Origin of the sequence: Streptomyces sp. NBC_01471, from assembly GCF_041438865.1 — a bacterium.
GTDB lineage: Bacteria > Actinomycetota > Actinomycetes > Streptomycetales > Streptomycetaceae > Streptomyces.
Window position 1 is genome coordinate 2,329,190 of record NZ_CP109450.1, and the last position, 21,562, is coordinate 2,350,751.

The following is a 21,562-nucleotide window of genomic DNA, read 5'->3' on the forward strand; positions in this document are numbered from 1 at the left end:
GGGCGAGGTCGGGGGGCCCGCGCATCGCACGGGCCCCCCGACCTCACTCCCCGGAAGGCCTCAGCGCCGGGCCACACCCTCCGCGCGCGCCGCGGCCGCCACCGCAGCGGTGACCGCCGGGGCGACCCGCTCGTCGAACGGCGACGGAATCACACAGTCCGCGCTCAGTTCACCGGCCACCACGGCCGCCAGCGCCTCCGCGGCGGCGAGCTTCATGCCCTCCGTGATCCGCGAGGCCCGCACCTGGAGCGCCCCGGCGAAGATCCCCGGGAACGCCAGCACGTTGTTGATCTGGTTCGGGAAGTCGCTGCGCCCGGTGGCGACGACGGCCGCGTACTTGGCGGCGATCGTGGGATGGATCTCCGGGTTCGGGTTGGCCATCGCGAAGATGAACGAACCCTCGGCCATCGAGGCGACCGCGGGCTCGGGGACCGTACCGCCGGAAACCCCGATGAAGACGTCCGCACCGGACATCGCGGTCTCCAGCGAGCCGGTCAGACCCGCCTTGTTGGTGAAGCCCGCGAGCTCCCGCTTGATGTCGGTGAGGTCCTCGCGGTCCGCCGAGACGATGCCCTTGCGGTCGCACACCGCGACATCGCCGATTCCGGCCTCGACGAGGATCTTCGCGATGGCGACACCCGCCGCGCCGGCACCCGAGATGACCGCGCGCAGCTGTCCCAGCGAGCGCCCGGTCAGGATGGCCGCGTTCCGCAGGGCGGCCAGGGTCACGACGGCGGTGCCGTGCTGGTCGTCGTGGAAGACCGGGATGTCCAGCTGCTCCTGGAGCCTGCGCTCGATCTCGAAGCAGCGCGGCGCGGAGATGTCCTCCAGGTTCACACCGCCGAAGGACGGAGCGAGCCGCACGACGGTGTCGATGATCTCGTCCGTGTCAGTGGTCGCCAGCGCGATCGGCACGGCGTCGACGCCGCCGAACTGCTTGAAGAGGATGGCTTTGCCCTCCATCACCGGAAGGGACGCCTCCGGACCGATGTCACCCAGCCCCAGCACCGCCGTACCGTCCGTCACGACGGCCACGACCTGCGACTTCCAGGTGTAGTCGTGGACAAGCTCCGGCTTCTCGGCGATGGCGCTGCACACCTTGGCCACACCGGGCGTGTACGCGAGGGACAGGTCGTCCCGGTCGCGCACCGGCACCGTGGCCTGGACGGCCATCTTGCCGCCGCGATGCAGGGCGAACACCGGGTCGAAGGTGTCCTGGTCCTGCGAGGAAGTGCTCAAACTTTCGCTGCGAGGATTGACGATCTCCGCTGCCATTGGTTGTTACCCCTTAAGTCTTCATCAGTTGAGGGTGGCCACTCCTGGTTGAGGAGGGGTGGGCGGGCACCGCGTATGTGCCCCGTCGGCGGGTTGGCCCGCCGGCGGGGGGAGGTACGTACGCGCGGGCGCGCCGCACACGCGCCCTGAGCCCCGGATGAGGGGTGTAACCGTCTGTTCTACCGGATGGACCGCACATCGGACGAGTCCATATCGAGTCCGTACCGACGCGGTGAGATGACTCATAGCGGGATATCCGGGCAGGTCGGCCCGGCTTCGCGGATCAAGTCCATCCTTCGAGACGCGCCCCGGAACGGTGCGGGGCGGACCGGAGATCCTCCGGCGGAACGCGCGTTTACCAGCAGATGGTCCGGTCGTGCCGTACCGGCCAAGTGGAGAACGGGGGTGACCCGTTACCCGATTTTGACATGACCAGCGACCTGATTGGACCAGTACGGCTGGCAAGATGCCGTCATCCACACATGGTCGTGGCACCGGAACACCGTGTGCCGCGGCTCCAGCATTCAGCTGTCTCTGATCCGCCGGAGGACCACCACCATGACCGCACGCTCCACTCGCCGCACGGCCGCAATGACGTCCCGGACAGCCGCGGTCGGCGCGATCGCGGTCGCCGGCGCACTGCTGCTGACCGCCTGCGGCGACCAGACCAAGAACGACGGACCCAAGGGCGACGGCGCGGGTACCGCCGCGCCGCTCGCACACCTGCTGCCGCAGGCGATCCGGGCCCAGGGCACCGTCAAGGTCGGCTCCGACATCGCGTACGCGCCCGTCGAGTTCAAGGACAGCTCCGGCAAGGTGGCCGGGATCGACCCCGACCTGGGCGCGGCGCTCGGCAAGCAGCTCGGTGTGACGTTCCAGTTCGAGAACGGCACGTTCGACACCCTGGTCACCGGTCTGCGCGCCAAGCGCTACGACATCGCGATGTCCGCGATGACCGACACCAAGGACCGGCAGAACGGTGTGGAGAACGGCAAGAAGGTCGGTGAGGGCGTCGACTTCGTCGACTACTACTCGGCCGGTGTCTCGATCTACACGCGGAAGGGCAAGGACGAGGGCATCAAGACCTGGTCGGACCTCTGCGGCAAGACGATCGTCATGGAGCGCGGCACGGTCTCCCACGACCTCGCCAAGGCGCAGGCGAAGAAGTGTCCGGCCGGCAAGAAGCTGACCATCCAGCCCTTCGACGACGACCAGCAGGCCCAGACCCGGCTGCGCTCGGGCGGCGCCGACGCCGGTTCCGCCGACTCCCCCATCGCCGCGTACGCGGTGAAGACCTCGGGCGGCGGCAAGGACTTCCAGATCGTCGGCCCGACGGTCCAGGCGGCCCCGTACGGCATCGCGGTCGCCAAGGGCAACGACCAGCTCACCAAGGCCATCCAGCAGGCGATGGACGCCATCATCAAGAACGGCACGTACGACAAGATCCTGGCCAAGTGGGGCGCCGAACAGGGCGCTGTCCACACGGCCAAGCTCAACGGCGGATCCTGACCGGACGCCGGCGCTGAGAGGTATCACCTATGACTGCTGACATGGAAAAGGTGGGCGCGGTCGACGCGCCGCCCACCGGACCGCAGACCATCAGGGCCATTCCGGTCCGGCACTACGGGCGGTATGTCGCCGCGGTCGTGGCCGTGGCACTGCTGGCCTCGATCGTCTACGCGTTCTCCCAGGGCAAGATCAACTGGGGCGCGATCCCGGACTACTTCTTCGACCACCGGATCATCCACGGTGTGGGCCAGACGCTGCTGCTCACCGTGCTCTCCATGGTGATCGGCATCGTCGGGGGCATCGTCCTCGCGGTGATGCGGCTGTCCAAGAACCCGGTGACCGCGTCGATCTCGTGGTTCTACATCTGGTTCTTCCGGGGCACCCCGGTCCTCGTCCAGCTGATGGTCTGGTTCAACCTGGGCCTGGTCTTCCAGTACATCAACCTCGGTCCGATCTACAAGGACTACTGGTCCAGCTTCATGACGCCGCTGCTGACGGCGCTGCTCGGGCTCGGCCTGAACGAGGCCGCGTACATGGCGGAGATCTGCCGGGCAGGCCTGCTCGCGGTCGACGAGGGCCAGACCGAGGCGGCGCACGCGCTCGGCATGAGCCACGCGAAGACGCTGCGGCGGATCGTGGTCCCGCAGGCGATGCGGGTCATCGTGCCGCCGACCGGCAACGAGGTCATCAACATGCTGAAGACCACCTCACTGGTGGCCGCGGTGCAGTTCTACGAGCTGCTGCGGACGGCCCAGGACATCGGGCAGACGTCCGGGGCCGCGGTGGAGATGCTGTTCCTGGCCGCCGCCTGGTACCTGGTGCTCACGACCGTCTTCTCCATCGGCCAGTTCTATCTGGAGCGCTACTACGCGCGCGGCTCCAGCCGCAGCCTGCCGCTGACCCCGCTCCAGCGGATCAAGGCGAACCTGGCTTCCTTCAGCAACCGCTCGGGGGTGTCCGCATGACGGCGATGGTGAAGGCCGAGGGCGTCCACAAGTCCTTCGGACCGACTCAGGTGCTCAAGGGGATCGACCTGGAGGTGGCCCCGCGGGAGGTGTTCTGCCTCATCGGCCCGTCGGGCTCCGGCAAGTCGACGTTCCTGCGGTGCATCAACCACCTGGAGAAGGTCAACGCCGGACGGCTGTACGTCGACGGGGAGCTGGTCGGCTACCGCCAGAAGGGCGAGAAGCTCTACGAGCTCAAGGACAGCGAGGTCGCCCTCAAGCGCCGGGACATCGGCATGGTCTTCCAGCGCTTCAACCTCTTCCCGCACATGACGGCCATCGAGAACGTGATGGAGGCGCCGGTCCAGGTGCGCGGCGAGGCCAAGGCCGTCGCGCGGGCCCGCGCCGAACGGCTGCTGGACCGTGTCGGGCTCTCCGACAAGGCGGGCAGCTATCCGACGCAGCTCTCGGGCGGCCAGCAGCAGCGGGTGGCCATCGCCCGCGCGCTGGCGATGGAGCCGAAGCTGATGCTCTTCGACGAGCCGACGTCGGCGCTCGACCCGGAGCTGGTGGGTGACGTCCTGGACGTGATGCGGGGCCTCGCCGACGACGGCATGACCATGATCGTCGTGACCCACGAGATGGGCTTCGCCCGGGAGGTGGGCGACGCGCTGGTCTTCATGGACGACGGCGTGGTGGTCGAGTCGGGCCACCCCCGGGACGTCCTGACCGATCCGCAGCACGAGCGGACGAAGTCGTTCCTGTCGAAGGTGCTGTGAGCGGTCGCACCAGGCGTACGTGAAGGGGGGTACGGACCGAGATGGCCCGTACCCCCCTCACGTGTCCCCGCTGCCGGGACCTACTTCACGGCGAGCACCAGGGTGTCCGACGGCGAGGCCCAGACGCCCCGCGCCTCCGCGAAGCCGGCCGCCCGCAGGGCGTCCGCGTGCCACCGCACGGACGGCATGTCCCCGTCCGCGTGCTCCCCGTAGATCCGGTACCGCTCGGCGGTGGGTCCGGCGAGGACCGGGTCCTTGGCGGCGAGTGCCCACCAGTCCGCCCAGTCGAGGGCGCCCGCGGCCCTGGCCCGGTCCATGGCGGCGTGCCGGTGGGCCCGCTCGGCCGCGTTGATCCGCGGCGTCCCGTCGTCGATCATGTGGTCGGCGTTCATGAACACGCCGCCGTCCACGACGAGGGGGCCGATCTGTCCGTAGAGCGCGGCGAGCGGCTCGGCGTGCAGCCAGTGCAGCGCGGTCGCGGTGAGCACCGCGTCGTACTCCCGGTGCGGCAGCAGCCCGGTCCAGCCCGGGTCCTTGAGATCGGCGGTGACGAAGCCGACCCGCTCGTCACCGGCGAAGTAGCCCTCCGCGATGGCGAGCAGCGCCGGGTCGAGGTCCACGCCCGTGCTGGTGGCTCCGGGGAACCGCTTCAGCAGCCGATCCGTGATACTTCCCGTACCGCATGCGAGATCCAGCACCCGGGGCGCGGGGCCCACCAGCGCCTCGACCATGTCCAGCATGACCCGGAACCGCTCCTCGCGGTCGGGCATGTACCACTCCTGCTGGCGGTCCCAGCTCTCCTGCCAGGCCTGCCAGTCCGTACCCTCCACACCCTGCACCGAATCCGTCACCGCTTCCTCCGTCTCCGCCGCCGTCCGTGCGCCGGGAACCCCCACAGCGCCGCACTAGTAATACCCTCGAAGCGTAGACAGCCATTACGGCCGCCTGCGCCCGTCGACACTAGACCGCCTCCGTAAGGACTACAAGTGGAACTGGCCTATTACTCGGATTACGCCGTGCGCCTGGTGAACACCGAGGAGCCGGCCCGCAACAAGGACTCCCTCACCTCGGTCGACGCGGTGCGCGAGCTCTTCGGCGCGAACGCGGCCGCCGCACGCCGCGCCACGGACGCCGACGTCACCCGATTCCGTTCGGTACGGGGGAGGCTGCGCGCCGTGTTCCAGGCGGCGGACGGAGGGGACGAGACGCTCGCGGTGGACCTGCTGAACTCACTGCTGCTGGAGTTCCCGGTCTCGCCGCAGATCTCGGGCCACGACCACCGGGACGACGACGGCCGGCCGCTGTGGCACATGCACCTGGCCGATCACCCGTCCAACGTGACGTCCGGCTACGCGGCCATCGCCTCGATGGGGCTGGCGTTCCATCTCACCGAGTACGGGGTGGACCGGCTCGGCCTGTGCGAGGCAGCGCCGTGCCGCAACGCCTATCTCGACACATCGACAAACCGATCCCGCCGCTACTGCTCGGACCGCTGCGCGACCCGCGCCAACGTGGCCGCCTACCGCGCGCGCAAGCGCCTGGAGACGTCACGGTCCGCCAGCACCGGCCGCACCGCCGACGCCAGCCAGGAGAGCACTACGGCAGCCGACCGCTGACGCCCCCGCGTGATGGGCCGGTACCTGGCCCGCACCCTCCCGAGCAGCAGCTCCTCGGGAACGGTGCCGAACGCCCGGCTGTCCACGCCTTCGGCGTGCGCGTTGTCCCCCAGCACCCACCAGCCGCCCGTACGCCGCTCGATCAGCCGCTTCACGATCAGCAGATCCTGTTGCAGCGGATGGCGCAGCACGGCCACGTCACCGGGCCTGAACCCGGCGCCGTAGTGCACCAGCAGCTGGTCCCCGTGGAGCAGGGTGGGCACCATGGAGGGCCCCGTCACCTCCGCCACACCCAACGGAGCCCGCGTCTCCCGCCCCTGATCCGTCATCCGGTACCTCCCGGTCCGATCGTCCACCAGTCCCATACTGACCCTGGACTTTTGTCCTAAGCCCCAGGGGGCACTCGCGAAAACGGGCTTCTCACCGAGTAATGTCGCACCCGAGAAGACGATCACGAGGAAGGACAGCTCCATGCTTTCCCGCCTGTTTGCCCCCAAGGTGAAGGTCAGCGCACACTGCGACCTCCCCTGCGGCGTGTACGACCCGGCCCAGGCCCGTATCGAGGCCGAGTCGGTCAAGGCCGTCCAGGAGAAGTACCAGGCCAACGAGGACCCGCACTTCCGGGCCCGCGTCACGGTCATCAAGGAAGAGCGCGCGGAGCTCGCCAAGCACCACGTCTCGGTGCTGTGGAGCGACTACTTCAAGCCGCCGCACTTCGAGAAGTACCCCGAGCTCCACCAGCTCGTCAACGACACCCTCAAGGCGCTGTCGGCAGCCAAGGGCTCGACGGACCCGGCCACGGGCCAGAAGGCGCTGGACTACATCGCCCAGATCGACAAGATCTTCTGGGAGACCAAGAAGGCTTGATCTACGGCTAGGCGGTCTGACCTGCGGTTTCGCTGGTCATGTCGCCTTCCGGTCCGCACCCGGTCCGCTGGCCGCCGAGTACGGCGTCCATCACGGACCGGGTGCGGTCCTCTTCGCCCGGCCACAGGTGCGCGTAGATCCGCAGCGTGATGACGGCGGACGCGTGGCCAAGAACCAACTGAACCTGCTTGACGCTCGCGCCGCCCGCGATGAGCGCGGAGGCGTAGAAGTGCCGCAGGTCGTGGGTCACCATGTGCGGCAGCTCGACGGGCTTGCGGCCCTCTTGCTCGGCCGCCTCGTTCTCCGCTGCCTGGAGCGCACGGCGAGCGCAATTCCATTCGGTCTTCCAGCGGCGGTAGTTGAGGGGTTCACCCTCCTCAATCGTGAACAGCCATTCTTTCGAGGGCCGCGCGGCGAGATGCGCGAGGAGCGCATCGGTGACGACCTCTCCGACGGGGACCGTTCGCCGGGACTTGCCGGTCTTCGGTGGCCCGATGAGACCGGACTGCAGACGCTGCCGCTCGATACGGATGGTGCCGTTCTTGAAGTCGACGTCCGAGACCTTGAGGCCGAGCAACTCCCCTATGCGCAGACCGGATCCGGCCAGAACAACCATTGCTGAGCGGATGTACGGCGGCATTGCTCCGAGCATCGCCTCGACCTGCGCAACCGTGGGCGGCGTGATTTCCTCGTCGGGCACGGAGGGGAGCATGATCCGCTTGCAGGGACTCGCAGGTATGACCTTGTCCTCCACGGCAGCCGTCATGACGCGGACGAGGACGTCGTGCACGTTGCGCACACTGCCAGGCCCCAGCTGCTCGGACAGCTTCTTGTAAGAGGGCCTGGATGTAGGTCCGCCTCAGTGACGCCATCGCGTAGGAGCCAAGCGCGGGTATCAAGTGCACTCGCAGGCGGCAGCAACAGCAAGCAGCACAATCGCTGCCAGGGCAAGCATGCCAGCGCCCATACCTATTGGCCCCAAAGTTCCTCCCTCTCGTCGGCGTGGGCGATGATGCCTCGACCAGGCGGACGAATTCTCGTCAAAGTGACATGCTGGATACTTCACTGAAGCAAGGGAGTTGGGCTCATGCAGTGGACCGTCCATGGCGAGCGGCAGATCTACAGCAACCCGTGGGTCAACCTGTGGCTCGTGGACGTCCAGCAGCCCGATGGGCGTCGGTGGGAACACCATGTGGTCCGGATGCGGCACCTGGCTGTGGCGGCCGTCGTCGACGATCAGAAGCGCGTGCTGATGATGTGGCGACACCGGTTCATCACCGACACCTGGGGCTGGGAACTCCCGATGGGCCTCATCGAGGCCGACGAGACCCCCGAGCAGGCTGCGGCCCGCGAGGTCGAGGAGGAGACCGGCTGGCGGGTGGAGGGCGTCAAACCGCTGGTGTACGCGCAGCCCGCGAACGGCATCACCGACTCCGAGCACTTCGTCTTCCGCGCGGAGGCCGTCTCGTATGCGGGCCCGCCGACCGAGGTGAACGAGTCCGACCGGATCGAGTGGATCCCGGTCTCGGAGATCCGGGGCATGATCGACCGCCGCGAGGTCGTCAGCAGTGGCAGCCTGGTCGGCCTGCTGTATCTGCTGCTGGACGAGGCGACCGGCAGCTCGTAGGGGTCAGTCGAGGGTGTCGCGCATGCGTTGCTCGAAGGCGAGGACGGGGGCCTCGCGTGCGTAAGGCAGCATTCGGCGGTGAAGTTCCTGGACGTGGCCGCTCACTCGTGGCGAGTCGATGGCTGCAGTGAGGTCGAGAGCGAGGCCGGCGCTGGTGCACGCCTCGTCTAGTTTGCCCAGCTGGAGCTGGGTGCCGGCCAGCCAGTAGGCGTGGAAGGCGCGGCCTCGCTGCTGGTCGGCGTTTTCCCGGCGCAGGCCCTCCGTGATGAGGGGCTCGGCACGGGCTGGTTCACCAAGGCGCGCGTAGGCGATGCCGGTGTCGACGAGGAGCTTGGTCTCGTCGAAGTAATGGACCCAGGAGGGCGCTTCGACTTCGTTTCCGCGCGAGCGTTCGTACTCGTCACGGGAGCGGCCAACCGATTGGTGGCAAGCCTGGGCGTCGCGGAGGGTGGCGTGGGCGAATGCTTCGCGCAGATGCAGCATCGACATGACGAGCGGCTGTTCGCCTGTGGCGCGGGCCGCGTCCTGGGCACGGCAAGCAAGGGTGACGGCGTCGTTCGGGTTGCCGTCGTAGGTGGCCAGCAGGCTCATACAGGACAGTACGTTGGCCATGAAGAGGCGGTCACCGTGCGCGTGGGCGAGCTTGAGCGCCTGGGTGAAGTAAGTGCGAGCGGTGCTGTACTGGCGGGCGTCGAAGTAGGCCCAGCCGGAGAGCCGTGCCAGCTCGGCCGCGACCCCTTGAAGGTCGCGCCGTAAGCCACCCTCGGCAGAGTCGAGGAGGCGGCCGACATAGCGCAGGTGCCCCACGACGGCCGGCCGCAGGGTCGCGCCGCCGTGTGCGTTGTCTCGGCGCCAGTAGTCCTGGACCGAGGAACGCAGGGCAGTGAGGGTGGAGCGGGTGGCACGTCCGTCGACCAAGGCGAGCAGGTCGTCCAATTCCTCTGCCGGTTCTGTGCACTGAGGATCGTCCTGTACAGCAGCAAGCGACTCGGGCTGCCTCTCGTCGGTGCGGGCCGGGGCAGGGATCTCCCAGGGTCGGTGGGCCAGGCCGAGCAATGCACCGGGGATGCGCAGGCCGTCGGCGACGCGTTCGATCACGTCGATGTGTGCCAAGCCGCGCCGTCCCGCCATGATCTCGCCGACTCGGCTCGGCGTCATGCCGCACAGTGCGGCGATCCGCGACGGGTAGATCCCGGCCTTGACTTTGACCAGCCTGAAGATACGGGCGAAGTTCCGACCGCGACAGGCTTCCTGCCATTCCGCACTGGCCAGCAGTTCGGTCGGCAGAGCCCGATGAGCCTGTGAGCGTGCCACTCATCCCCCTCACTCGCCCGTCTGGGCGGACTGGCGTGGGACCGACTGCCCATGAGGTTACCCACGTTGGGTAATCACCGTGGCCTGCTTCTGTGATCGCCACTGCGGTGCACTCGTATCCCACAGCCCGCCCGCGACGAGGGGACGCGATGCACGCGATGACGACGCACGACCGACAGGCCACCCCGTTGCGGTGGCAGATGCAGTTCAGCCCGGTACGCAAGTGCGTTCCCTTGGCCCGCGGCCTCGCCTCCAAGACACTCGCGAGCTGGGGATATGGCGAGGAGGACATCGACCGGGTGGTCCTCGTCTGCGGAGAGCTCGCCGCCAATGCCGTCGAGCACGGCGGCAGACGAGGGCACCTCTTCGAAGTTCGGCTGACTGTTGACGGCCCGCGCTGCCTGGTGGAGGTCTCCGATGCCAGCCGCACCCCGCCCCGCCCAATCAAAGCCGGAGAGGACGACGAAGGCGGCCGGGGCCTGCTTCTCGTCTATTCGCTCTCCGAGGAGACCGGCCACCACGATCGCCACCCGGTCGGCAAGACCGTCTGGGCCCGCCTGAACCTCGGCAGCCCGAGTGAGGAGTCCGTATGCACGAGCTGATCGCCGCCCCGTACCTCGACCACCACCTCCTCGTACGGCCCGGCAGTCCGAAGGCGGCACGCCTTCCTGCCCACCGGTACGAGGAACTGCACACCGCGCCCACCTCAGCAGCGCCCACGTGGCTGGTCGACGTGGCCCGCCGCGCCTGGAAGACCGATCTAAGCGGCCGACGCCTTGGTGAGACTGTCCTGGCTCGCACCCGCTCCCCCTACGGCTACGGGCGCGCCTCCTATGAACTGAACCTCGGCTGCAACTACGACTGCGAGCACTGCTACCTCGGCCTGAAGCAATTCGCCGGCCTGGGCTGGCCGGAACGTGAACGCCTGCTTCACGCCATTCGGGACTCCGGGGTGCTCTGGCTCCAGCTCACGGGCGGCGAGCCGATGATCGACAAGCTGTTCGCCGAGACGTACCGACTGGCGTACGAGCTGGGGATGATGGTCGAGATCCTCACCAATGGCTCGCGCCTTGCCGCGCCGAAGAACCTCGCTCTGCTGACACGCCTGCGGCCGAACCGGATCACACTCAGCCTGTACGGGGCCACTGCGGAGTCCTACGACGGACTGACCCGGCATCGGGGCGCGTACCGCATGTTCGTCAGAGGACTGGACGCAGCCCACGAGGCCGGACTGCCCCTCGACCTGGCCTTGATCATCACGCGGCACAACGTCCACGAGGCCGACCTCATGCGCGCCTTCGCCGACCGCTACCGGCTGCCGTACCGCGAGTACACCCATATGTCGCCGACCATCTACGGCGGTGCGGAAACCCTCGCAACCCAGGCCCCAGACCACCTCGCCGACCGCGAGCCCTTCCAGGGCTGCAACGCAGGTCACACATTCTTTCACGTCGATCCACACGGAATGGCTTCCATCTGCAAGGTCGGCCGCGATGATGCGATCCCCCTCATGACCACGGGAGTCGAAGGACTGAGCCGCCTCGGCGGCGTCGCCGACTCCCTGATGCTTCGTACCGGTGGCTGCACCGGCTGTCAGCTCTCCGGCACCTGCCGGGTATGCCGACCGCTGGCCAAGGTCTACCAGGAGGCGAAGGCACCACTGGACAGGTACTGCCAGCACGCGACAACAAGGAGCTGAACCATGACCGCCGTAGCAGTCGAAATCGCCCCCATCCGCCCGCCGTCAGAGCCCGATGAGGAGGTCATCCTCATCGAAGACGTGGACGCCTTCGCCACAGCCACCGCGTCCGGCTGCGGGGACGACAACCCGTACAACTGACCAACTAGCCAAGGGCTTCCGGCAGCACTTCGTGCCGGAAGCCCTTGTTGGCACGCAAGTCTGGAAACCTGACGACCATGCCCGCACCCCCCGTCGCCTTCGACGAACTCCCTTCCGGCGCCCGCACCGCCATCGAGGCCGAGACCGGACCGATCCTCAAGATCGAGAACATCACCACCGGCCTCAACAGCTCCCTCTCCGCACGTGCACACACCATCGGCGGAGCCGTCTTCCTCAAGGGCCTGCGCACCGACCATCGCTGGGTTTGGACCCAGCAGCGCGAGGCCGACATCAACCCGTACGTCACCCCCCTCGCCCCTGCCCTGCTCTTCCACGTCATCGCCGACGGCTGGGACGTCCTCGGCTTTGAGACCATCGACGGCCACCACGCCGATTACTCCCCAGGCTCCCCCGACTTGCCCAAAGTCTCGGACGCACTCCGGGAACTGGCCTCCCTCCCCTGCCCGGACATCGAACTCCGTCACGCCGAACAACGCCTGGCCAGTTACGTCCCGCACCCCGCCGACGCAGACGTCTTCAAGGGCAACGCGCTACTCCACACGGACTGGAACAGCCACAACGTCCTCATCGCTGGCCACCGCGCCCACCTCGTCGACTGGGGCTGGGCCACCCGCGGAGCCGCCTGGCTCGATCCGGCCCACTGGATTATCTGGCTGATCGCGGCAGGTCACACACCAGTCAGCGCGGAAAAGTCGGTCGCGCTCCTGCCCGCCTGGACATTGGCACCACCCCGGGCAGTGGACGTCTTCACCCACGCCAGCGCGAACCTCTGGGAAGAGATCGCGGGTTCCGCCCCAGATGATTGGACAACGAACTTGCTTGACGCCACGCGACTCTGGCAACAGCACCGAAACGATCGCTCCTGACGAAACCCACGGTTCGGCCCCAAGCAGCTTGCGGATAGGCCCGCCATGGCGCCACTCCCCCGCGTTGATCTTGTGCTCCCGATCACAGAAGGGTCGGCGAACCTCTCCGAACTGCTCTCTTCCGCGGAACTGTTGTGGCGGCGGCGCGCGTGCCACTCCAACGGCACCGCCGCCGGCACTGCGGCTCGCCACGCCGCCCGCGCCCTGAACGGCCTCTCCAACCACATCGGCACCGAACAGCAGCACCGCGGCGCCCTCGCCCGCTGGGCCCGAAGAAGTACAAGCGAGTCCACGCCCTCATCCACGGCGGTCTCGGAGACAACCTCGCCGCCCAGGCCCGCGCCGACGAAGCCGTTGCAGCCTGGATGACCCTCACGGAAGGCGTGACCTCCGACCACACCCCCAAGGCGAGCACCTCAAATCCGCTCCACCCTCGCGGTCTACCAGCGGCGCAAGGTACCCGGCGCCGCCGATCTCGCCCGCCGCGCACGCGAAGCCCTCGCCTAACATGCCCAACAGCCAGTCCGACGAAGGGACCGCCCATGACCCAGCAGACCGACGACCAGCCGAAGGCCCTCAAGCCGGCGCTCGAATCGATGACCCTGCTGGTCGCCGCGGTCATCGTCCACGACCGGGCCACCAACCGCGTCGTACTCCTCCAGCGCAGCGAGAACGCCAAGTTGGCCCAGGGCATGTGGGACCTGCCGGTCGGCAAGAACGAACCCGGCGATCCCATCACCGAGACCGCAGTCCGTGAGCTCTACGAAGAGACCGGCCTGACAGTAAAGCCGGAAGCCTTGAAGGTTGCCCACATCATTCACGGAGCCTGGGGCGTGGAGGCCCCCAATGGCTTCCTCACGGTCGTCTTTGCCGCGCACGAATGGACCGGCGAACCGGAAACCCGTGAACCCCGCAAGCACGCCCAGGTCCGCTGGGTGAACGCCGATGCCATCCCCGGGGACTTCGTGGAGACCACCGCCAGCGCCCTGCACCGCTATCTCGGAGGCGGACCGCAGGTCTCCCTGGACGGCTGGAAGCAAGCGAATGCCCCGCCTGCTACAAGCGGTTGCGGATCTACAGGGCGAGAAGGGTAGGTTCGAGAAGGCGGGAGGCCATCTCGATATAGATACCGCGGATGGTGAGGTTCTGTCCGGACGAACGGAAGACCACCGAGTTCACAGCGACACGGGTGGCCTTCCCCGCGCGTGCCCAGGTCATGCGCTGGGGCCATCTTCCATGCAGGGCGGGATCGGGTGCGCTGGTGGCGAGGATGATCTTGTGGCCGTGGAGGGTGCCTGGGGTGGCGGGATCGGGGTCGTGGTTGGTCAGGCCAAAGCCCATCAGGAGCAGCACGGTGACGGTGATGGCGGCGAGCAGCACGCCGGTGGCGCGGAAGGCGCGCAGGCCGTAGCCGGAGAGTAGCCAGTACGCCCACAGGAGGAGCCGTTCGCTCTTCGGAGTGTCGCCGTCCAAGTTCCTTCAGCTGCGCATCAACACCGCCGCAACTCTGACGGCCATCGCGTACGTCGCCTTCGAGGAATGCTGAATCGAACTCACCGCGCTACCAATAAAGCCTTCACGAATTCAGCATCGACGCCAGCGGGGGGGAACTATCCTGGGAGATTCATATCTCGGCCTACCGCACAGGCTTATCGGTAATCAAGCTGCTCCGACTTCGAAGAACGAGTGCGCCGAGCGTGCCACCAACTCCATATTGTGTGGGCCACTAGAGCGAACGCAACAGCGACCGCGCCGAACCGCACCGATTTCCAGGTATCTATGACAACCAAACCTGGTCCACGCGACTCGTTAGTCAAACGCATAGAGGTCTCATAAAAGGCCACGACGGGAATGAGCAGCCGAAAGAAGAGGCCACCAATGCCTGGCACTCGCGCGACGTTTCCCAAGAGCCCAAGAGGCGCACCGAATACAAACGCCAGCAGTCCCCATGCCGCAATTTTAGAGGCCGATCCATCGCCTGAGGCTTGCAATCCGTCCGAGACGGTGGCAGCAAGAATCGAATCCTTAAATAGGTAGTAAGTGACTACCCCGATAGCCAGCCCAAAAGGTGCAAGAATAACTGATTCAATTTTTGACCAACGGGAATAACCCACCAGAAATGCGTAACAGGCCCACGGCCACCCGCCGGAAAAAATGACATCCACGACTACCCCGGCGGGATTGCCCCATTTTCCACCAAGAGGGCCCAGCAGGCCAAGCAGCAAGCCAACCCCGAGTGGCGCTGCCAGCGATATAGCGCGGACGCCCGGAAAGTTTCCGATTTCTCTTCCCCATTCATTCTTAGACCTAAGCCGAGAGCACTGGGGCCAAACGGTTGCCCGTGTGGCCCCAGACTCGTACACCAGTCCACTCCTCCTGCCAGGAATTCACCCGGCAATACGGGGGTCGCATTTAGGCATTATCATAGTAGGCGTAGCAAGTATAGGCCCCGCCAATGGTTACGCCAGCATAGGATGTGTCGCCCTTCGCCGCCCAGCCACTTCCGTAGTCGACGTTTTGGACCCTCACCGTGGTCTTGTGCTTCACATCCGCGCTGTAATTCGAATAGCAGTGCTTCTTGCCCACCGGAGTCGTCGGGTCCCACCCGTAGCACCACGTGCCATGCGTGACATTCTTGCAGGTATTTCCTGCCAACGTCTGAACGGAGCCCGCCGCAGGGATTTCGATCTTTACCACACCCCACTCAGAGGGGTTGCCCAGCTCGGCGGGCGGCTGGGTGCCGTCCCCGCGGTGGTGGATGGTGACGGTGGCACTCGGGGTGACACCCGCCTGAGCACTGTCTGCGGCGGCCGGCGCAGCAAGGCCGATAGCGGCCAGGGCGGCGCCTGCGATGGTGAGAACGATGGATCTACCGGTGAACCTCATGAAATCCCCTCCCATGATTCCCCCTGTTGGGAACGGGAGAAATCTTTCACAGGTCGGCACCAGCCTGTTAAGAGATTCCGAACCGAGTGGCTGGAAACCGACTTGCCGGGTCTGGTAGTCCCCATCCGGAAATTTCTCCACTTCACGACGCTCTCTTTAGGGTGATTGCGTCCCATATTTCGTTGAAGATCTCCCCCCCTCAAACTGCGACTGCTGGCTGAAATCTGATCTTCGGAATTTAGAATTCCGCCTTCGGCAGGCTAACGCTTTTCCAATCCACTGTCACCAGTAGGACGGTGAGGCATGGCCAGACTGGGACGCGGGCAGTCCGCAGCCGCGTACATCACCACGAGCCCCGCGCCGGCAGCAGACGACTGCGCAGCTCAGCCCGGCCGGTCTCGGCAATCACCTCATCCACCAGACCCGGCGGAAACTCCTGCGTCAGCAACCCCGATCGCAATCCGGTCTGACAACCGCTCACCCGCAGGCGCCCTGACCTGCCCCACCCTCGCCACACAGAAGACAACGAGGCACAGCCACCTAAAGTCACCGGCATTGGCTCTAGTACGGCTGAGCTCAGCGGTGCTGGTGGTAGCCAGTCCACGGACAGTCCCTGCATGATGTCGTGGGTGTGCAGCAGGGTTTCGGCGACGCCCACGTCCAGTCCTCGGCGGTGTGGCGGCTGAGCTGCTTCTGCCCGCAGGCATGAGCCTGGCGTTCGCGCAGGGTATGAGCGACCCCCTGACTGAGTAAGGCGTCGAACGGTCTTGGCGGCTCGAGCGGACTTCAGTGGGCGCGTGTCGCGGCTGGCTTTCTGGGGCTTGCCCACCCGGCTGACAGCGAGCCAGTCCGCACACAGTCCGCAGGACACCCGATCATGACCGTCGGAAGCCATTGCCAACAATCACCAAAAGACCAGGTCAGCGACCTGCGGCAGTCATCGCTGCAGGTCGCCGACCCGGCCCATTACTAGGAGACCAAGAAGGCTTGATGTCCTGACCGTTCGGCCTCCGGCCGGACCCAGGACAGAGTGGCGACGAGAGAGGCCCGACCGCTTCGAGCGGTCGGGTCTCTCTGTCGTGAAGCCCGGCGCGCTACGGCTGGGGCCCGGTGGCGGGAGCCGCTTCCAGCAGGTTCCGCCGCAGCGCCGCGACCACGTCGTCCTCGATGTCCAGCCGGTCGGCGATGTAGCCGCGCACGGACCCGTACCGCTCGGTCAGGGCAGCCAGGAACAGGCGCATCACGTCCTCGGGCGCACGGCCGTAGCCGGGCCAGATCGGCCCCGCGCCCGGGTGTTCGGCCCGCCAGTCGGCGAGGAGGCGTTCGCTGGCCAGCCCGGTGAGGGCGAAGTCCGCGATGATGTCGGCCTCGGACACCCCCAGGAGCGTCAGCACGAGCGCCGCCAGCAGGCCCGTGCGGTCCTTGCCCGAGGTGCAGTGGAAGACAGCGGGGCGCTCCCCGGCGGCCGCGATCACTTCGACGGCCCGGCTCAGTTCCCCGACGCCGTCGTGGGCGACCTCCAGATACCGCTCGGCGAGGTACGGGCCGGCCGCGACGTCCGGGCCGAGACTGGGCTGGTCGTAGGGGCGGTGCTCGACGCTGAGGTGGTGGTAGGTGAACGACGGGTGCACGGGGACGCGGCCCTTGGCGTCGATCTCCCAGGAGTGGCGCAGGTCGATGACGGTACCGATGTCCAGGGCGAGGAACCGCTCCCAGTCCGCGCCGCCGAGCTTGGCCAGCGAGTCGGCTCGGAACAGCCGCCCCGTGCGCACCGTGCGGCCGTCATCGGCCGGACGGCCGCCCAGATCACGGAAGTTGTGCAGCCGCTGGAAAGGTATGCGTCCGTTCATGACGCGGAAGCCTATGCCGCGGACCGGGGGCGCGCCCGAAGACCGCGGTACGGATCACTGGTCATGGCCGAGGCACCCGTCCCGCAGGCACGCGGGCGCGGACAGCGGTCGGCCGCCGCCGTCAGCCGTGCAGCTGCCGGTCGGCGGGGCCGACCGTGAACCGGGTGAAGCGGACCCGCAGTCCCGCACGCTGCGGTGAGCAGCAGAACGGTCCGGCCGACGCGGTCGCCTCCGGGTCCAGCGGCGTCAGCCGGATCATCCGCCACGGCTCGCCGTCGGCGCGCGCCCGTACCGTCACCGCGTCCCCCGAGCGGCTGGCCCGGACGGTGACCGGCCGGCCCGCCCACTCCGGGACCGGCGCCATGGACCAGTCCGAGACGCCGCGGGTCGCCACCGCGCCCACGTGCGGTGCGCCGTCCGTCATCTCGACACCCGCCTTGATCCAGTTCTGCTCGTCGGTGCGGACCAGGACGCCCGCCTGGTCGTAGAGCGTGTCGAAGTCGGCCAGGAACGTCACTTCGACCGCCGATCCCGCACTCAGCCCGGTCAGCAGCGCGTGCCCGTCGTCGCGGACGAAGCCGTAACCGGTCGTACGCCAGAAGTCGGTCCTGTCGCGGGTGGTCACCACCAGCTCGGCGCCGTCCGTCCCCGCGTGCGCGGGCGGGTTGAGCCAGGTCCCGTCCGACCAGTCGAGCGCGTATCCGTCCTGCCAGGGAACCACTTTGGTGACCGCGTCCACCGGGAGCGGCCCGTAGATGTGCGGGAACGCGTCGGCGCCGGGCGCGGGGACCTCGTAGCGCAGCGGTACGGAGAGCCGGTCGCTGTCGATGACGAGTACGACCAGCTCGCCGTGGCCGTCCGCGCTCTCCGTCCCGCTCCCGTAGAGGAAGCCGGCGACCGCGACGAGCTGGCCGCGCGTCGAACAGTGGATGAAGCCCTCCTCATGGAGGGTGCGGCCGCGGGTCGACATCTCGTACGTGCCGGCCGCGCGGGCCGCCTCCCACAGGGAGCGCTCGGTGATGTGCAGCAGTTCGGTCATGGGCCCACGCTATGCGCTACCCGGGACCGGCCTGCCCCTGACGGGCCCGGCCCTGACCGGCCTGCTCCTGACCCGCCTGGGCCGCAGCGCCGTCCCCGCGGCGGCCCTGTTCCGGAACGCCGTGCGCGGAGCCGCCGGGCTTCTCCGGCTCGCTGAGCAAGCCGTGTTCGGCGAAGACCTTCTTCGCCACGGCGGTGGCGTTGAGCGCCTTGGGCATGCCGCAGTAGACCGCCGAGTGCAGCAGCGCCTCGACGATCTCCTCCGCGCTGAGGCCGAGGTTGAGCGCGGCGTTGATGTGGACGTCGAGCTGCGGTTCGCAGCCGCCGAGGGCGGTGAGCATGCCCAGGGTGACCAACTGCCGGTCGCGCAGGGCCAGCTGGGGACGGCTGTAGATGTCGCCGAAGGCCCAGGCGACGATGTGATGCCCCAGCTCGGGCGAGATGTCGGCCAGTGAGTCGATGACCCGTCGGCCGCCCTCACCGACGACGCGGTCGAGCATCCCCATTCCCCGCTGTAAACGGTCCTGCCGGGTCTCGGCGACGGTGTCGGACGAGAGTGCCGTGGCGGCCTCCGGGGTGACCGGATCGCTCGGGGTGCTCATGGCTGCTCCGTTCCCGGCCGCCCGTCGGGTATCGGGCAGCCGCGCAAAGTGACCGTACGAGGTGGATGTGCCGGGTGGCGGTACGGGGTGGCCCTACGGGTGGGCTGTACAAGGTGGTTGAACATTCGCCGTTCTCAGAGAGACGGTAAGTGCTGGGCCTCGTACGGGACCCGGCCGGGTCCGGGCAGACTGTGCGGGATGAGCAGACGGATGCGCGCGTGCGGCGCGGCGGTGGTGGCGGTCGCCGCCGGTCCGCGCCCGGTGCTCGGCACCACGTTCAACGCGCCGGATCTGTTCTGGTACGCCGTGGGGGCGGCGCTCTGCCGGGCCACGGCCGCCCACAGGACCGGGTAGCGGCCGCGCCACCGGGTGGCCGGTTCCCTCCCGGTGATGCCGTACGGGTCAGCCGGCCCGGTGGTGACCGGCGAACATCTCCAGCAGCCCCTTGGGGGCGTCGTCGCTGAAGCAGACAAGGAGATTGGCGGCGGATTCGGCGGCGGCCGACTCGGCGCGGGGGAACATGCCCTGCTCGTACGCGGCCAGCGCGGCCTCGGTGTCGCCGTGGTGCGAGGCCAGGGCCAGTCCCAGGTCGGCCGCGTCGATCATGGCCAGGTTGGCGCCCTCTCCGGCCAGCGGGGACATCACATGGGCGGCGTCGCCCAGCAGCGTCACTCCCGGCACGCGGTCCCAGCGGTGACCCACCGGCAGGGCGTGCACGAGCCGCGGGACCAAGGGTCCGTCGGCGTCGGCCACCAGCGCGCGCAGACTGTCGTCCCAGCCGTCGAACTGCTCCAGCACCACTGCCCTGGCGCCCTCGGCGTCGGTGAAGTCGACGGTGGAGGTCCACTCCCGGGGGACGGTGAGGGTGGCGTAGACGTGCAGGCTGCCGTCGGACTCGCGGTGGGCCAGGAAACCCTTGCGGTCGCCGAGGGCGAAGAGCATGCCCCCTCCGACCACCACGGCGGAGGCCGGGTGGCGGGTGTCCGCGTCCTGCAGGTCGGCCTCCACGATGCTCACCCCGGTGTACGCGGGCACCTCGGCGGACAGCAGCGGTCGCACCCGGGACCAGGCCCCGTCGGCCCCGACCAGCAGGTCGGTGGTGAAGGCGGTGCCGTCGGCGAGGGTGACCTCGTGGCGGCCGTCGGCCAGGGCGCGGGCCCCGGTGGCCTTGGCGCCCCAGCGCACGGTGCCGGTGGGCAACGAGTCGAGCAGCAGGTCACGCAGATGGCCGCGGTCGACCTCGGGACGGGTGTTGCCCGAGCGCTCGTCCTCCTCGTCCAGGTGGACCACGGCGTGCTTGTCGAGGACGCGCAGGGCCTCGCCGCCGGGCATCACGAGAGCGCGGAAGTCCTCCAGCAGGCCCGCGGCGCGCAGCGCCACCTGGCCGGAATCCTCGTGGATGTCGAGCATGCCGCCCTGGCCGCGGACCTCGCGGGAGGCTTCCTGATCGTAGACGGCAGCCGACAGGCCGTTCACGTGCAGGACGCGGGCCAGAGTCAGGCCGCCGAGGCCGCCGCCGACGATCGCGACGGCGTGGTGGGGGGTGGGGGTCATGGCGCTTCTCCTTGTGTCGGAACGGGGGCGGGAGCGGGCCGAGAAGTAGGGGTGGGCGCACGTGTGCCTGTGGGGTCAGGTGCGTGTGGGCTCAGGAGGGCGTGGGTGTGTGGACGACGCCGTTGATCAGGGCCTGGAAGCCCCAGGACAGGCGTTCGTCCGGCGCACCGGACACCAGCCGGGGGGCCAGGGCCGCGATCCGCGGATGGGTTCGCTCGTCGGCGGTGTGCACGGCGTGGGTCAGCGCGTCCCACTCGTCCTGAGCGTCGACGGCGTGCTCACGGGTCGAATGCTCGGCGGCGGTCGCGGTGGCGTACTGCATCAGCACGTCCACCCCCCAGGCGGCGCGGCCGTCGGGCACGTCTCCCTCGTCCAGGAAACGCAGGAGCGACTCGATCAGGGTCAGGTAGTGGGGTCCGCTGGGCCGGGCCACGAGCGCGGAGCGCGCCAGGCCGGGGTGGGCGAAGAGGACCAGTGTGTACGCGGTGAGCAGCTCTTCCAGGCGCTCGCGCCACGGGCCGTCCGCCGGCTCCGGCAGGGTGCCCAGGAGTTCGTCGAGGATCGCCGCGTGCAGCTCGGCGGTGTTGCTGACGTAGACGTACAGCGAGGCCGGACCGGTGTCCAGGTCCTGTGCCAGGCGGCGCATGGTGACCTTTTCCAGGCCGTCGGCCCGCATGATGCCCAGCGCGGCGGCCACGATCCCGTCCCTGGTCAGAGCCGGTTTGGCGGGCCGCTCACGGCGACTGCGAGGTTCGGAGCGAGGATGCATGACTCCACCGTAACGAACGCATTCGTTCAGAACAAGTCCGTCACGAACATGTTCGTGACGGCGGGGCCGCAGGTCGGCCCCTCCGGATACGGCGGGGCGCGCATCACGGCCGTGACGTTCCTCCACCCGGGGTCACGCGGTACGCCCGGGGCAGCCAGAGGGCGCCACGGGGGCCAAGGGGCGCCACGGGATCAGGGCGAAGAAT

The 21,562-nt window shown here is 68.1% G+C and carries 23 protein-coding genes and 4 pseudogenes; 13 read left to right on the forward strand and 14 right to left on the reverse strand.

Going from position 1 to position 21,562, the window contains the following annotated elements; genetic code table 11:
- Positions 1–60: 60 nt before the first annotated feature.
- Positions 61–1,275 carry an NADP-dependent malic enzyme gene (locus OG285_RS09935; protein ID WP_371790780.1) on the reverse strand — a complete coding sequence of 405 codons (1,215 nt, stop codon included), beginning with the start codon at positions 1,273–1,275 and terminating at the stop codon, positions 61–63.
- Positions 1,276–1,833: 558 nt separating this feature from the next.
- Here OG285_RS09935 and OG285_RS09940 point away from each other — a divergent pair.
- Genes OG285_RS09940 through OG285_RS09950 form a run of 3 tightly spaced genes read left to right on the forward strand, consistent with a single transcriptional unit; the run spans position 1,834 to position 4,507 of the window.
- Positions 1,834–2,784 carry an ABC transporter substrate-binding protein gene (locus tag OG285_RS09940; protein WP_356827194.1) on the forward strand — a complete coding sequence of 317 codons (951 nt, stop codon included), beginning with the start codon at positions 1,834–1,836 and terminating at the stop codon, positions 2,782–2,784.
- A 29-nt stretch (positions 2,785–2,813) separates the two neighbouring features.
- Positions 2,814–3,749: an amino acid ABC transporter permease gene (locus OG285_RS09945; RefSeq protein ID WP_356827195.1), complete on the forward strand. Its 936-nt coding sequence runs from the start codon at positions 2,814–2,816 to the stop codon at positions 3,747–3,749.
- The gene (locus tag OG285_RS09950) at positions 3,746–4,507 is read left to right on the forward strand and encodes an amino acid ABC transporter ATP-binding protein (RefSeq protein ID WP_356827196.1); all 762 of its coding nucleotides are present in this window, start codon (positions 3,746–3,748) and stop codon (positions 4,505–4,507) included. The genes OG285_RS09945 and OG285_RS09950 overlap by 4 nt, the downstream gene beginning before the upstream one ends.
- Positions 4,508–4,587: 80 nt before the next feature.
- On the opposite strand, the gene OG285_RS09955 is transcribed toward OG285_RS09950, so the two are convergent.
- Positions 4,588–5,277, reverse strand: a complete 690-nt coding sequence (locus tag OG285_RS09955) for a class I SAM-dependent methyltransferase (protein WP_356827416.1) — start codon at positions 5,275–5,277, stop codon at positions 4,588–4,590.
- 216 nt (positions 5,278–5,493) lie between these two features.
- Between OG285_RS09955 and OG285_RS09960 the strand changes: the two genes are divergently transcribed.
- Positions 5,494–6,123, forward strand: coding sequence for a CGNR zinc finger domain-containing protein (locus OG285_RS09960; RefSeq protein ID WP_356827197.1), 630 nt, complete (start codon positions 5,494–5,496; stop codon positions 6,121–6,123).
- On the opposite strand, the gene sodX is transcribed toward OG285_RS09960, so the two are convergent.
- Entirely contained in the window at positions 6,027–6,452 is a 426-nt protein-coding gene (gene sodX / locus OG285_RS09965; RefSeq protein ID WP_356827198.1) for a nickel-type superoxide dismutase maturation protease, read from the reverse strand. The two genes, OG285_RS09960 and sodX, sit on opposite strands and share 97 nt — an antisense overlap.
- 142 nt (positions 6,453–6,594) lie before the next feature.
- Here sodX and sodN point away from each other — a divergent pair, with 142 nt between their 5' ends.
- A complete protein-coding gene (gene sodN, locus OG285_RS09970) occupies positions 6,595–6,990 on the forward strand; it encodes a superoxide dismutase, Ni (protein WP_356827199.1) in 396 nt (131 codons plus the stop codon).
- Positions 6,991–6,997: 7 nt separating this feature from the next.
- Here the strand turns inward: sodN and OG285_RS09975 are convergent.
- Positions 6,998–7,901: pseudogene (locus OG285_RS09975) on the reverse strand (tyrosine-type recombinase/integrase); the annotation flags it as partial.
- A gap of 176 nt (positions 7,902–8,077) precedes the next feature.
- Between OG285_RS09975 and OG285_RS09980 the strand changes: the two are divergent.
- Complete coding sequence (locus OG285_RS09980) at positions 8,078–8,617, forward strand: NUDIX hydrolase (RefSeq protein ID WP_371790781.1); 540 nt, start codon at positions 8,078–8,080, stop codon at positions 8,615–8,617.
- Between the two features lie 3 nt (positions 8,618–8,620).
- On the opposite strand, the gene OG285_RS09985 is transcribed toward OG285_RS09980, so the two are convergent.
- Complete coding sequence (locus tag OG285_RS09985; RefSeq protein WP_371790782.1) at positions 8,621–9,931, reverse strand: helix-turn-helix domain-containing protein; 1,311 nt, start codon at positions 9,929–9,931, stop codon at positions 8,621–8,623.
- 149 nt (positions 9,932–10,080) lie between these two features.
- Between OG285_RS09985 and OG285_RS09990 the strand changes: the two genes are divergently transcribed.
- From OG285_RS09990 to OG285_RS10015, 6 genes and pseudogenes are all read left to right on the forward strand, one after another.
- A complete protein-coding gene (locus OG285_RS09990; RefSeq protein ID WP_371790783.1) occupies positions 10,081–10,533 on the forward strand; it encodes an ATP-binding protein in 453 nt (150 codons plus the stop codon).
- Complete coding sequence (locus OG285_RS09995) at positions 10,521–11,630, forward strand: radical SAM protein (protein WP_371790784.1); 1,110 nt, start codon at positions 10,521–10,523, stop codon at positions 11,628–11,630. Before OG285_RS09990 ends, OG285_RS09995 begins: the two co-directional genes overlap by 13 nt.
- Before the next feature lie 3 nt (positions 11,631–11,633).
- Complete coding sequence (locus tag OG285_RS10000) at positions 11,634–11,771, forward strand: hypothetical protein (RefSeq protein WP_371790785.1); 138 nt, start codon at positions 11,634–11,636, stop codon at positions 11,769–11,771.
- A 77-nt stretch (positions 11,772–11,848) separates the two neighbouring features.
- Positions 11,849–12,658, forward strand: a complete 810-nt coding sequence (locus tag OG285_RS10005; RefSeq protein ID WP_371790786.1) for an aminoglycoside phosphotransferase — start codon at positions 11,849–11,851, stop codon at positions 12,656–12,658.
- A 159-nt stretch (positions 12,659–12,817) separates the two neighbouring features.
- Positions 12,818–13,165, forward strand: a pseudogene (locus OG285_RS10010) (tetratricopeptide repeat protein); the annotation flags it as partial.
- Positions 13,166–13,200: 35 nt separating this feature from the next.
- Positions 13,201–13,752 carry an NUDIX domain-containing protein gene (locus OG285_RS10015; RefSeq protein ID WP_371790787.1) on the forward strand — a complete coding sequence of 184 codons (552 nt, stop codon included), beginning with the start codon at positions 13,201–13,203 and terminating at the stop codon, positions 13,750–13,752.
- Here OG285_RS10015 and OG285_RS10020 read toward each other — a convergent pair.
- The 7 genes and pseudogenes from OG285_RS10020 to OG285_RS10050 form a co-directional block, all read right to left on the reverse strand.
- Positions 13,733–14,131 carry a hypothetical protein gene (locus OG285_RS10020; RefSeq protein ID WP_371790788.1) on the reverse strand — a complete coding sequence of 133 codons (399 nt, stop codon included), beginning with the start codon at positions 14,129–14,131 and terminating at the stop codon, positions 13,733–13,735. The genes OG285_RS10015 and OG285_RS10020 overlap by 20 nt on opposite strands.
- A 939-nt stretch (positions 14,132–15,070) precedes the next feature.
- Positions 15,071–15,685 (reverse strand): hypothetical protein, encoded by a 615-nt coding sequence (locus OG285_RS10025; protein ID WP_371790789.1) that lies wholly within the window; start codon positions 15,683–15,685, stop codon positions 15,071–15,073.
- 202 nt (positions 15,686–15,887) lie between these two features.
- Positions 15,888–16,439: a transposase domain-containing protein gene (locus OG285_RS10030; RefSeq protein ID WP_371790790.1), complete on the reverse strand. Its 552-nt coding sequence runs from the start codon at positions 16,437–16,439 to the stop codon at positions 15,888–15,890.
- Between the two features lie 199 nt (positions 16,440–16,638).
- Positions 16,639–17,394 carry a tyrosine-protein phosphatase gene (locus OG285_RS10035; protein ID WP_356827202.1) on the reverse strand — a complete coding sequence of 252 codons (756 nt, stop codon included), beginning with the start codon at positions 17,392–17,394 and terminating at the stop codon, positions 16,639–16,641.
- A gap of 121 nt (positions 17,395–17,515) precedes the next feature.
- Positions 17,516–18,115 carry a DUF1349 domain-containing protein gene (locus OG285_RS10040; RefSeq protein WP_356827417.1) on the reverse strand — a complete coding sequence of 200 codons (600 nt, stop codon included), beginning with the start codon at positions 18,113–18,115 and terminating at the stop codon, positions 17,516–17,518.
- Positions 18,101–18,433, reverse strand: a pseudogene (locus tag OG285_RS10045) (DUF952 domain-containing protein); the annotation flags it as partial. The pseudogene OG285_RS10045 and the gene OG285_RS10040, both read right to left, overlap by 15 nt.
- Positions 18,434–18,566: 133 nt before the next feature.
- Positions 18,567–18,938, reverse strand: a pseudogene (locus tag OG285_RS10050) (carboxymuconolactone decarboxylase family protein); the annotation flags it as partial.
- A 294-nt stretch (positions 18,939–19,232) separates the two neighbouring features.
- Between OG285_RS10050 and OG285_RS10055 the strand changes: the two are divergent.
- Positions 19,233–19,388 (forward strand): hypothetical protein, encoded by a 156-nt coding sequence (locus OG285_RS10055; RefSeq protein ID WP_371790791.1) that lies wholly within the window; start codon positions 19,233–19,235, stop codon positions 19,386–19,388.
- A 48-nt stretch (positions 19,389–19,436) separates the two neighbouring features.
- On the opposite strand, the gene OG285_RS10060 is transcribed toward OG285_RS10055, so the two are convergent.
- On the reverse strand, positions 19,437–20,588 hold the full coding sequence (locus tag OG285_RS10060; RefSeq protein ID WP_371790792.1) for an FAD-dependent oxidoreductase: 1,152 nt from the start codon (positions 20,586–20,588) through the stop codon (positions 19,437–19,439).
- Positions 20,589–20,679: 91 nt separating this feature from the next.
- The gene (locus tag OG285_RS10065; protein ID WP_371790793.1) at positions 20,680–21,357 is read right to left on the reverse strand and encodes a TetR/AcrR family transcriptional regulator C-terminal domain-containing protein; all 678 of its coding nucleotides are present in this window, start codon (positions 21,355–21,357) and stop codon (positions 20,680–20,682) included.
- Positions 21,358–21,562: the final 205 nt, after the last annotated feature.

Coding starts and splice junctions, on each gene's coding strand:
- OG285_RS09935 (WP_371790780.1), bottom strand. CDS start 1,275: ATGGCAGCGGAGATCGTCAATCCTCGCAGCGAAAGTTTGAGCACTTCC.
- OG285_RS09940 (WP_356827194.1), top strand. CDS start 1,834: ATGACCGCACGCTCCACTCGCCGCACGGCCGCAATGACGTCCCGGACA.
- OG285_RS09945 (WP_356827195.1), top strand. CDS start 2,814: ATGACTGCTGACATGGAAAAGGTGGGCGCGGTCGACGCGCCGCCCACC.
- OG285_RS09950 (WP_356827196.1), top strand. CDS start 3,746: ATGACGGCGATGGTGAAGGCCGAGGGCGTCCACAAGTCCTTCGGACCG.
- OG285_RS09955 (WP_356827416.1), bottom strand. CDS start 5,277: ATGCCCGACCGCGAGGAGCGGTTCCGGGTCATGCTGGACATGGTCGAG.
- sodX (WP_356827198.1), bottom strand. CDS start 6,452: ATGACGGATCAGGGGCGGGAGACGCGGGCTCCGTTGGGTGTGGCGGAG.
- sodN (WP_356827199.1), top strand. CDS start 6,595: ATGCTTTCCCGCCTGTTTGCCCCCAAGGTGAAGGTCAGCGCACACTGC.
- OG285_RS09980 (WP_371790781.1), top strand. CDS start 8,078: ATGCAGTGGACCGTCCATGGCGAGCGGCAGATCTACAGCAACCCGTGG.
- OG285_RS09990 (WP_371790783.1), top strand. CDS start 10,081: ATGCACGCGATGACGACGCACGACCGACAGGCCACCCCGTTGCGGTGG.
- OG285_RS09995 (WP_371790784.1), top strand. CDS start 10,521: ATGCACGAGCTGATCGCCGCCCCGTACCTCGACCACCACCTCCTCGTA.
- OG285_RS10000 (WP_371790785.1), top strand. CDS start 11,634: ATGACCGCCGTAGCAGTCGAAATCGCCCCCATCCGCCCGCCGTCAGAG.
- OG285_RS10005 (WP_371790786.1), top strand. CDS start 11,849: ATGCCCGCACCCCCCGTCGCCTTCGACGAACTCCCTTCCGGCGCCCGC.
- OG285_RS10015 (WP_371790787.1), top strand. CDS start 13,201: ATGACCCAGCAGACCGACGACCAGCCGAAGGCCCTCAAGCCGGCGCTC.
- OG285_RS10030 (WP_371790790.1), bottom strand. CDS start 16,439: ATGGCTTCCGACGGTCATGATCGGGTGTCCTGCGGACTGTGTGCGGAC.
- OG285_RS10035 (WP_356827202.1), bottom strand. CDS start 17,394: ATGAACGGACGCATACCTTTCCAGCGGCTGCACAACTTCCGTGATCTG.
- OG285_RS10055 (WP_371790791.1), top strand. CDS start 19,233: ATGAGCAGACGGATGCGCGCGTGCGGCGCGGCGGTGGTGGCGGTCGCC.
- OG285_RS10060 (WP_371790792.1), bottom strand. CDS start 20,588: ATGACCCCCACCCCCCACCACGCCGTCGCGATCGTCGGCGGCGGCCTC.
- OG285_RS10065 (WP_371790793.1), bottom strand. CDS start 21,357: ATGCATCCTCGCTCCGAACCTCGCAGTCGCCGTGAGCGGCCCGCCAAA.